Source organism: Helicobacter bilis (assembly GCF_900198365.1).
GTDB lineage: Bacteria > Campylobacterota > Campylobacteria > Campylobacterales > Helicobacteraceae > Helicobacter_A > Helicobacter_A bilis_B.
In genome coordinates this window covers 1-11,057 of sequence record NZ_FZMS01000066.1, presented here as the reverse complement: position 1 = coordinate 11,057, position 11,057 = coordinate 1, and the positions used below count along the sequence as shown (strand labels likewise).

Genomic DNA, 11,057 nt, shown 5'->3' with positions numbered 1-11,057 from the left:
CACAACAAAAACTAAAAAAATTTGAAGAAGTAAAGCTTGATGAATATTCCAAGCAACATATATATCTACCACTAAAAACGCTATATAATAACAATAATGAGTGGATTGGGTTTTTAATGAATAGGGCAAAAGGTAAGCCAATACAATATATTTTAGGTGGTAGCAAGGAGAGAAAATGGAAAAAAGGATGGCGTTGACAAACACTATTATCGAAGCGGAGATATATTTTCGAAAATGCCATACACAAATGGTAAAATCAATGGCATTGTAAAAGTTTATTATAAAGGAAACAGGCTAATCTGGCAAGCAAACACACAAAATAGCAAACTAATCAGTGGAAAATGTGCTAATGGCAAAGCCTTTACAAATGCGCATCTTACAAGATTAACCAATGAGATAAATCAAGGTAGTTCTGGCGGTGATTACTGATATGATATATGTGAAAAATAAATGAAATGTAGAATCTAATACCTATCAAACATCTCAGAATCAATTACTCAATAAATCTCAAGCATTTCATATGCTGTGTTTCGTTTAGCAGGGATTTCGCCAATATCTTGTATAAGCTTAATCATCTCATTTTTACTCATAGAGTAGCATGCCCCAGCTGATGAAACGACATTTTCTTCCATCATAGTGCTACCTAGATCATTTGCACCAAATAAAAGGGCTAATTGCCCTATATGGCTTCCTTGCGTTACCCAACTACTTTGGATATTTGCAATATTATCAAGGTATAATCTGCTACATGCTAAAAGTCGCAAATACCTATTTGAACTCGCCTTTTGTAAATGCGGAAATTCAGCACTAAGCGGCGTATTTAAAGGTTGAAAACTCCATAAGATAAACGCTCTAAAGCCACCAAACTCATCTTGCAAATCCCTTACTCTACGCCAATGCTCTATAATAGCATCATCTTTTTCTATACTTCCAAACATCATTGTAGCAGTAGTTTTCATACCAATTTTATGTGCTTCCCTATGCACCATAATCCACTCATCAGCACTAAGTTTTTTAGGAGCGATAATATCACGCACAGAATCACTAAGGATTTCTGCCCCAGCACCCGGGATTGAAGAGAGTCCAGCCTTTTGCAAACGCACTAAAACTTCATGTATTGTTAGCTTTGAGATTTTTGCGATATAGTTAATCTCAATCGCTGAAAATCCATGTATCGTAATGCTTGGATATTTTTCAGCAATGTGTTTTACAAGATTCTCATAATAATCAATCTTTAGCTTAGGATGCACCCCACCTTGAAATAGAATCTGTGTGCCACCGATCGCTAAAAGTTCATCAATCTTAGAATCTATCTCATCAAAACTTAAGATATATTCCCCCTCTTGCCCCAACTTTCTCTTAAACGCACAAAATTTACAATCCACCCAGCAAATATTTGTATAGTTAATATTCCTATCTACGATAAATGAAGTGATATTATCAGGGTGCAATGCCTTCTTAGTTTCATACGCCATTTTGCCTAACTCTTTGAGAGAAGCATTTTGCATGAGATCTAATATTTCAGAATCTGTATAACGCTTATTTGTCATTGTTTTCTCGCTTGTATAAATTGCGTAATTATAATGTATTTTTATAGGTTTTTGCTTTGTAGTGTAAATTTATATCTATGCTTTGTTTTGTTATAATTTCACATTGTTACTACCCTTTAAAGACTAGAAAAAGGATTCCAATGAATGATAATCAGCTATTGCCTTATACGATAAAAGGAAAACAGCTTGATAGTAATATGCTATCACTAGATTCTAAAGGACAAAAGCTTATCTGGCGGACCGATAAATCTCAAAGTGAGATAGAATCTATCTTGCAAAAAATACATACAAAAATACAAGAGATAGCAAAAAGTTTTGATATAAACACAGATGAGATAATGCTTTATAACCTACCACTTATTTCATCTAAGAAAACTATAAAAGCACAGAGAGAAACACAGAATCTGCATTCATGCCATTATGATTTTAAACAATCTTCTTACACGCCTTTTATAGCCAAAGAGTTACTAGCCCAAAGGAATTTAAAAGAGAAAAAAGGCGATTTTCTTAATAAGAAACTTATAGCCCATGCAAATAAAAAACTAAAAAGAGCACAAGCAAAGCATTTACTTTTTTGTAAAAATAGCCCAAAATATACCCCCAAGATTCCACAAATTAGAATCAATGCAAATATTTTCTTATGTCAAAATAAGGACTGGATTACAGAATACAAGCAAAGTATAAAGCCTGTTATATGCGCTAGATTCTATATCCGCCCAAGTTGGTATGAAGAAAATAAGGATTATGAGAATCTAATCATTGACCCATCACTTAGCTTTGGGAGCGGACACCATGCGACAACAGCTATGTGTATTGCCTTGCTTAGTAAAATGGATTTAAGAAATAAAAATATGCTTGATGTAGGTTGTGGCAGTGGCATTTTATCACTTGTTGCCGCAAAATTGCACGCAAATATATATGCGTGTGATACAGATATAGAATCTTGCAATCAAAGTAAGAAAAACTTTGTGATAAATAACCTTTCATACAAAGAAATATGGCAGGGTAGTTTGCAGAGTTTAAAGCAATTTGAAGTGCCAAAAAGCTATGATGTAATATGTGCAAATATCGTTAGCTCTGTGCTTTTACTGCTTAAAAAAGATTTAATCTTTTATCTCAAACAAGATGGAATCTTGATTTTATCTGGCATTTTACAAGAGCATGAAGCAAAAATACTTGAAGGTTTTAAAGAGCTAACACTGCTAGAAAAAAAGCAAATTGATGAATGGTTATGTTTCAAGTTTATAAAAAAATAATATAATTGCGTAATTTTGTATTTTTAAAAGAGGAAAAAATGGCAAATAATGATTCAAACAATGGCAAACCGCCAATATCAAAAAATCCTGTTTTTATTTTTATTATTCTTGGAATTGTATCAATCATTTTATATAAGTCTTTTTCTACTGATGATTCTAGTATTTTTGGTAGATTAGGTGGTAATAGCGTTAGTCAAACGATTGAATATTCAGAGTTTAAGCAGCTTATTAAAAGCGGGCAGATTCAGAGTGTATCTATCGGTCAAACAATGGTAAAAGGTGTGAGTAAAACTATCAATCCCACTATCTATTACACTACAAAAAAAGTGCAAGATACAACGCTTGTACCGCTTTTAGACGAACATAAGGTAAGCTATAGCGGATTTAGTGAGCAAAACTTTTTTACAGATTTAATCGGCTGGTTACTCCCTATGTTTATTTTCATAGGACTTTGGATGCTTTTAACAAGTCGCATACAACGCAATATGGGTGGCGGTATGTTTGGACTAGGAAATGCAAACAAGTTGATTAATGCAGAACGACCAAATGTGCGATTTGATGATATGGCGGGTAACAAGGAAGCAAAAGAAGAGGTTGTGGAAGTCGTGGATTTCTTAAAATACCCTGATAGATATGCAGCGGTTGGTGCGAAGATTCCAAAGGGTGTATTACTTGTGGGACCTCCGGGGACTGGTAAAACCTTACTTGCAAAGGCTGTTGCAGGGGAAGCAAATGTCCCCTTTTTCTCAATGAGTGGTAGTAGCTTTATTGAAATGTTTGTTGGGCTTGGTGCAAGTCGTGTGCGTGATTTATTTGAAAAGGCAAAAAAGGAAGCCCCAAGTATTATCTTTATCGATGAGATTGATGCGATAGGAAAAAGTCGTGCGGCAGGGTCTGTTGTCGGTGGGAATGATGAAAGAGAGCAGACATTAAATCAGCTTTTAGCAGAAATGGATGGATTTGGCAGTAATGCACCCGTTATTGTTTTAGCCGCTACAAACAGACCTGAAATCCTTGATCCAGCACTTCTTAGACCGGGCAGATTTGATAGACAAGTATTAGTTGATGCACCGGATTTTAAGGGACGTATTGAGATTTTGAAAGTGCATATTAAAGGTGTGAAATTAAGCAAAGATGTAGATTTGAATGAAATCGCGAAATTTACGGCTGGTTTAGCAGGTGCTGATTTGGCAAATATTATTAATGAAGCAGCATTACTTGCAGGCAGAGAGAATAAAAAAGAAGTCTCACAAAAGCATTTCAAAGAAGCGATGGAACGAACTATGATAGGCTTAGAGAAGAAATCTCGCAGACTTTCACCAAAAGAGAAAAAGATAGTCGCTTATCATGAAAGCGGACATGCTTTAATGGGTGAGGTTACAAAAGGGGCGCATAGAGTAAATAAAGTATCTATTATCCCGCGTGGCATGGGTGCATTAGGCTATACGCTACACACACCTGAAGAAAATCGCCATTTAGAACAAAAACATGAAATGCTTGCAACCATTGATGTATTGCTTGGTGGTAGGGGTGCTGAAGAAGTATTTTTAGAAGAAATATCAAATGGTGCTTCTGATGATTTACGCCGTGCGACAGGCATTCTTAAAAATATGGCAGTATATTATGGTATGACTGATGTTTCTGGGCTTATGGTGCTTGAAGACTTTACTGCGAGAAATCGCTTTCTTGGCGGCGGTGGGGGCAACTCAAGAGAATATAGCAATGAAACCGCACAAAAAATGGATACCTTTATCCAAACAAAGCTAGAAGAGCATTACACACATGTCAAACAAACTTTACGCGATTATCGCGGTGCTATTCAGACTATGGCACAAGAGCTACTTGAAAAAGAGGTGATTGAAGGCGAGAGGGTGCGAGAAATAATTGCGGCTTATGAGACAGAACAAAATATGGAAAGCCGACTTGTGCCAATTGAGGAGCATTAATAAAATATTGTGAAAGTGTTTTTGCGACTTGGGTATAAATTGTCGCTACGATTTTTGTTGTGTCATATTAGATAAACTTAACATAGGGGTTATGAGACCCTCTTCCCCGTTTTTCAGAATTGTGTGTATTTTTTACAGAATCTATATCTCCAGCAAGCCCAAGTAGAATAAAAGGTAAGCAGACAAATACCCCAATATCAGGAGAAGCATATTATTAAACATGCTATAATATAGTGTTTTTGTGGGTAATAGGTAAAATGGGCTAACTTTATTGTTTAACATTTAATACATCTACTATACATAATTCTTTGATTAAATTTAGCAGGGGATTTAGATTCCCATTTTGCAATATTTATTCCATGATGCAAAAAAGAAAGGCTTTTGCGAAACCTAGAAATCGCAGAGATTCTTATTCCTACTTGTTTTAAAATGCGGAAGATATATTGGTGTAGCCTATAGACACATAGCTATATATTGGTTGCCAACAATTATAAAAATCTTACAAACAAAACAAAATCATAATAGCCAAAACGCAAATCAGTCCATTTTACTCGAAACTCCATTGGAAGTCCCAAGTCATGTAAAAACTTTGGAATTTCTACAATATCATTTTCTAAATGATATATGGGTATCATTAGTTTTGGCTTAAACTTAAGAATAGTTTCTTTTGCGCCTTTAAGTGCATCTTGTTCTGCACCCTCTATATCCATTTTAATTAATCCAATATTTTGTATATCATGTTCTTTTACAAAGGAATCCAAACTAACACAATCTATCCTAACCCCACTTTCTGTTTTTTGGTTTGCAACATACCAACCCATAAAATATAAGTCTTGATTCTTTTCTCCAACTGCTTTTTTGTGTGCAAAAAGCTTGTCTTGTTTCTTATTGATCGCAATATTTTGTTGCAACAAAGCGTAATCCCTATCACTACATTCAAAAATATGTATATCAGAATCTGGGTAATATGCGTTAAAAAATAATGCCGTATCGCCTATCGCACCACCGCAATCAATAATTGTTTCGCCATTTTTTGGATTAAATCCTTCTAAATAATATTCTTTTAAAAAGAAGGTATGCACCAACAGACAAACATTATAAAAAGATTCCCTTAATATCCTAGAATCTGCTGGAAAGGGGCAATGCGGATTTATATAAAGAATTTCTTTATGATTGACTTGCAATTTTAAGGGGTCATCAATTGTCTTTCTTTTATTGCAAAGAATTTCTGCCTCAAAAAACAAGGCATTGGTTTTAAACAATATCCAATCATATTCCTTTGGGAATGTTACCCCCCCCCCCCATTAGTCTGTTGTGTATAAAGCACCAACGCTTCAATATCCACAACACAAAAGTTTGTTTGTCTTCGTTTGATAATTTACAATATAGCTTAATATCTATTTCTTTTAAATCACTGCTATATTGTTCTAAAAAGTCAAATTTCTCTTCAACCATAGAACTACGACCGCTGAACTTATAAACATCTCGTGAGAAAGAATTTAATTTTCCATATTTTACTTTGAGCAGCAAAAACTTAAGAAAAGATTTCATAATGTCCCCTTAATATTAAAAATCACAATAAACCTGTAAGCTAACTTATCACATAAAAGTCAAAGATTATCGCCAAATCACACAGTAAATCATTACATGTGGGCGATTCTAACACAATAAAATGAAGTTTATAGTACAAAATAAACAATATTATCACAAACAAATAGGCTAACCATACAATATTGTTTAAAATTCATTGCATACCGTTATGAATAAATATTGTAAAAGATTATAGAGCCACACTTTTTAAGTATAAATATTGTTGTTTTATATTTTTTAAATCAATATTGTTTATTGTCTTATTTCCATGCAAAGTCCATTAATGGCTTTTGTGTGTTATCTTAATTTGGACAAATCAATAGATATATCTTTATAGTTTCATACTCAATTCTTCATATCTTTGCCATTTATAATCAAGAGCTTTTTTTGCTTCTTCTAATTCATTACTTAAAGTTTGGATTCCATATTTTTCATATTCACTTGGTGTGCCTAGCTTATATTCTAAATCTTTAATACATGCTTCAAGTCTCTCTATATCTTCTTCTAGGCTATCATATTCTCTTTGGTCTTTATAGCTTAGCTTTTTTGGTTTTGCCTCATTTTTTGGAATCTCTTGTGTTTTATTGGATTTTGTTTCAGTCTGTATAGAATCTTTTTTTATAGAATCTTGTCCTTTAGAATCTTTGAGTTCATTTTGCAATGTATAAATCTCTTGCAATTCGCTTTGTGTGTCTAAAAACTCACTATATTTCGCATGAGTGATAATATAGTTTTGCTGCATAGAATCCATAGAATTTTGTAAGACTAAAAGTCGCTGTGCGATTTTATCCGTAAAATATCGATCATGGCTTACAAAAATGATAGCGCACTCACTTTGCATAAGATAATCTTCTAAAATATTCATTGTCGCAATGTCTAAATCATTTGTAGGTTCATCAAGAATAAGGCAGTCATACTGCTTTGAAAACAATAGGGCAAGTGCCACCCTTGATTGCTCCCCACCACTAAGCATACCTATCTTTTTTTCTAAATCTTCCTTAGGAAATAAAAAACTTTTAAGATAGCCATATACATGTATATTTTTTCCACGCACACTCACTCTATCCCCACCATTAGGGCAAAATGTCTCAATGAGTGTTTTTGTAGGATCTAGCATTTTTTTATGCTGATCAAAATAGCCAATATTTATATCGCCTCTTAATATCTCGCCTTGAAAATGAATGCCTTTTGCTTTTAGAAATAAGGGGTCTTCATGTAAAAGACAATGAAGCAAGGTGCTTTTACCACTACCATTTTTTCCTACGATAGCGATTTTTTCTTGCTGCATGATACGCAGATTAAGATTCTTAATAAGTGGCTTATCATGAATATAAAGCGTAATATCTTTTAGCTCAAATAGCATTTTCTTTGTGTTTTTTATAGAATCTTTTGGCAATTCTTTGAGTGTTTTTTCAAGTGTTTGAGTGATACTTCTAGCAAGGCTTGGCATGGATTTTACTTTTTCTCGCAGTTGCATTAATCGCTCTTTTCTGCCTTCATTTCTTTTTCTTCTTGCTTGTACGCCTTTTTGTAGCCATTGCTCTTCTGTTTTTAGAATCTTTTTTAAGGCTTCATTTTCTTTCATTAGGTTTGCTAGCATTTGTGCTTTTGCTTGAAGATATGAAAGGTAACCACCGCTAAAATTTGTAAGCTTAGCATTATCAAGCTCTACAATCCTTGTAGCAAGATTATCAATAAAATATCTATCATGACTGATAAAAATAATACTTGCTTGCATGTTTTTTAAATAATTTTCTAAGAAAGCAACCATATCGACATCAAGGTGATTTGTCGGCTCATCAAGGATAATAATATCCGCACTTTTAATGAGAATGCTTGCTAACATAATCCTTTTTTGCTCACCACCGCTAAGTGTTATAGCAAGTCTATCTGCAAAGCATTCTAGTCCAAAAGAGTGCATAATATTTTTTACCTTAAGCTCTAAATCCCAGCCATCATGCCTATCGATGTATGAATGCAGTATATTGTATTCTGTTGATAGCAAGGTGTTGTTTGCAAAGTCTTCTTGCTGCATGATTTCTTGTAGTCTTTTATGTGATTGTTTGAGATTATAAAGGCTATTTTCAAGCACTTCTGTTACGCTATGATTGGGATTAAAGCTAATATGTTGCGGCAGGGATAGAATCTCAATATCATTTTTTACAATTCTTTGTCCAGAATCTTGTGGTATTTTTCCTTCTATGATTTGCAAAAGTGTGCTTTTGCCGCAGCCATTTTTGCCTATTATTGCGACTTTTTCATGTGTGTCAATGCTAAAGTGTGCTTCTTTTAAAAGTAGCTTTGTGTCATATTGCTTACTTATCTCATTGAGTGAGAGTAATGCCATTATGAGTTGCCTTTAAAAAGAGATTCTAATGCTTCTAGTCCTAGCTTTTTCTCTTCATCTTTTTCTATGGAATCTTTATTTGCTACTTGTTCGTTAGGCTTATCGGCTACTTCTTGCAGCTCAAAGTCATAGCCTGTTAGCATGCTTGCAAGGCGGATATTCACACCTGCTTTACCTATGGCTTTTGACTTCTGTGATTTTGCGATTTGCACTATTGCCTTTGGTTTCTCTTCTTCTGTATCTGCTTTCTGCAATTTCACAGAGATGACTTGGGCTGGAGATAGAGACTTTGCTACAAAGATTTCTGGCACACTTGAGTATTCAATGCAGTCTATATTTTCGCCATGTAATTCTTTGCTTACAGCATTAATTCTCACGCCTCTTGCACCGACAGCAGAGCCGATTGGATCAATCTTTGGATTATTTGTATAAAGGGCTACTTTTGCCTTTTCACCGGGTATGCGTGCGATTTTATAGATTGAGACTTCGCCATCTTTTATTTCTGGCACTTCAAGCATGAGTAGCTCTTCAAGTAGCTTTGGCGTTGTACGTGAAAGCTCGATTTTAACACCATTTTTTGTGATTCTAACAGATTTTAGGATAGATCTTACTGGCTGCCCGACTTTAAATTTCTCACCTTTAATGCGATTTTTAAGTGATAACATCGCGCGAGTTTCACCTATCTCTATGGAAGTATTCCCCTCATCATCGACATGCGCCACTTGCCCGATTACAATATGACCTATATCCTTTTCAAAAGCTTTTAGTATCTCTTGCTCGTTTAGCTTTTGAATCTGATAGGTAATATCATGGAATATATTATTTACCGCATTACGATTCATACCCTCTAAATTGATTTGATATTCAAGTTCATCACCTGTATTTACATTCTCTACAAGGCTTCTAGCTTCATTTAGAGGGATATGCGTAGATTCTAAATCTTTGCTAAAAGAAGAATCATCGCATACAATCATCTTTTGCACAAGACGCAATTCTTTAGCGCCCCAATCTTCTATAACCACAAAGTTTGCATTCTCGTTAATCTCTTTTTTTGCCATTTTGACCATAGAATCTTTAATCGCTAATACGACTTGGTCTTGTGGCAAACCATTTTCTGAAGCTATCATTTCAACTATATCTAAAATCTTTTCCATTATAAAACCTTAATTTATTCTTGCGTATTCTTGATATGTGGGAGTATATAAAGAAGAATGAAATTCTAGCATAACTTTACTAATATGCAAATTATTACTTATTCTTGTAATATCCTGCTAGATTGAATCTTCTTTTTAATAAATAATAAAGATGCAATAAAGATAAAAATCCCCACAAATACAGCCGGCAGCGCATACGGATATGCCAACAACATTTTGATAATATCAAATAAAAATCCACTTGCATAATATCCAGCAATCCCCAAAGAAATACCCCAAATGACTGCCCCAATGCAATTAATAAATACAAATTTTGTCAAATTATACTGACTAATGCCAACTGCAAGTGGCACAAAAGAGCGGATTCCATGTAGATATTTGCTTACAATAAATAAGCCCCAATCATACTTTTTTATCATAAGATACATACAAGCGATTTTTCGCCTATGTTTGCCAAACATTCTTCTTACCTCTGCTTGTTGTGTCCTTGCAAATAATGCAAACAAAGAGCTACCAAGTGCGTTACCACAAATTGCTACAATGATGCTAAAAGTTAAATCAAGTGTGCCTACACTCGATAAGGCTGCTGCTGTAAGTATTGCGATATAGCCACCACCCATAGAGTAGAAAAAGAGTATTAAATAGCCAAAATTTTCCAGATTGTTATAATCTTTTAATATATCTAGTGCTTCATTTTGCATGATATAACCTTATGTAATATTGAATTAACCACATGATTATATCTTAAAAATAAGTATAATGATATTCATTTTCTTTAAAAGATAGATTTTACTTGGTTTGTTGTGCTAAATAATAGTTTTTGTCAATAAAACTTGTGGAGTGGAATGTTGCGCGTGAAGTTTATGGAATCTGTTGGTTAGTATTTGCTATGCATGATAGATTCTAGAAGATGGTTTTAAAGCTTTAGTATTTTGTTTTGCAGTGTTTTTTTTGTAAAGTGTGGTATTTATGTAATTTTTATGGAAAGCAGTATGGATTTTAAACTTTCTTTACCATTTTTTATTTTTTAGTCTTATTGCTTTTTCTCATTTTTTTGAAAGATATTATTTATTGTGTAGAAACAAAAAAACACTAAATTTTAATGTTATTTTTGAAACTAAAAACCATTAAATCGTAATAAAAAATAAATGTAAAGTTTACAGTATCTAGCACATTCAAACACTAGCAAAACACACACTTAACACACTAATATC

The 11,057-nt window shown here is 33.9% G+C and carries 9 protein-coding genes and 1 pseudogene; 4 read left to right on the top strand and 6 right to left on the bottom strand.

Annotated elements, in window-relative coordinates:
- Nucleotides 1-197: pseudogene (locus C6H08_RS08595) on the top strand (hypothetical protein); the annotation flags it as partial.
- Between the two features lie 37 nt (nt 198-234).
- Nucleotides 235-429, top strand: a complete 195-nt coding sequence (locus C6H08_RS08590) for a hypothetical protein (protein ID WP_104686168.1) — start codon at nt 235-237, stop codon at nt 427-429.
- 68 nt (nt 430-497) lie between these two features.
- Here C6H08_RS08590 and C6H08_RS08585 read toward each other — a convergent pair whose 3' ends face one another.
- The gene (locus C6H08_RS08585; protein ID WP_034579498.1) at nt 498-1,550 is read right to left on the bottom strand and encodes a dehypoxanthine futalosine cyclase; all 1,053 of its coding nucleotides are present in this window, start codon (nt 1,548-1,550) and stop codon (nt 498-500) included.
- Nucleotides 1,551-1,690: 140 nt separating this feature from the next.
- Between C6H08_RS08585 and C6H08_RS08580 the strand changes: the two genes are divergently transcribed.
- Together C6H08_RS08580 and ftsH are read left to right on the top strand one after the other, a co-directional pair.
- The gene (locus C6H08_RS08580) at nt 1,691-2,806 is read left to right on the top strand and encodes a 50S ribosomal protein L11 methyltransferase (protein WP_034562380.1); all 1,116 of its coding nucleotides are present in this window, start codon (nt 1,691-1,693) and stop codon (nt 2,804-2,806) included.
- A gap of 38 nt (nt 2,807-2,844) precedes the next feature.
- On the top strand, nt 2,845-4,752 hold the full coding sequence (gene ftsH, locus C6H08_RS08575; RefSeq protein WP_034562379.1) for an ATP-dependent zinc metalloprotease FtsH: 1,908 nt from the start codon (nt 2,845-2,847) through the stop codon (nt 4,750-4,752).
- 488 nt (nt 4,753-5,240) lie between these two features.
- Here the strand turns inward: ftsH and C6H08_RS08570 are convergent, their stop codons facing one another.
- The 5 genes from C6H08_RS08570 to C6H08_RS08550 form a co-directional block, all read right to left on the bottom strand.
- Nucleotides 5,241-6,014, bottom strand: coding sequence for an FkbM family methyltransferase (locus C6H08_RS08570; RefSeq protein ID WP_158656845.1), 774 nt, complete (start codon nt 6,012-6,014; stop codon nt 5,241-5,243).
- Between the two features lie 7 nt (nt 6,015-6,021).
- A complete protein-coding gene (locus C6H08_RS08565; protein ID WP_034562375.1) occupies nt 6,022-6,303 on the bottom strand; it encodes a hypothetical protein in 282 nt (93 codons plus the stop codon).
- 370 nt (nt 6,304-6,673) lie between these two features.
- On the bottom strand, nt 6,674-8,689 hold the full coding sequence (gene abc-f / locus C6H08_RS08560) for a ribosomal protection-like ABC-F family protein (RefSeq protein WP_034579077.1): 2,016 nt from the start codon (nt 8,687-8,689) through the stop codon (nt 6,674-6,676).
- Nucleotides 8,689-9,843: a transcription termination factor NusA gene (gene nusA / locus C6H08_RS08555; RefSeq protein WP_034562373.1), complete on the bottom strand. Its 1,155-nt coding sequence runs from the start codon at nt 9,841-9,843 to the stop codon at nt 8,689-8,691. Before nusA ends, abc-f begins: the two co-directional genes overlap by 1 nt.
- Before the next feature lie 98 nt (nt 9,844-9,941).
- Nucleotides 9,942-10,544 carry a DedA family protein gene (locus C6H08_RS08550; protein ID WP_005217577.1) on the bottom strand — a complete coding sequence of 201 codons (603 nt, stop codon included), beginning with the start codon at nt 10,542-10,544 and terminating at the stop codon, nt 9,942-9,944.
- Nucleotides 10,545-11,057 lie beyond the last annotated feature (513 nt).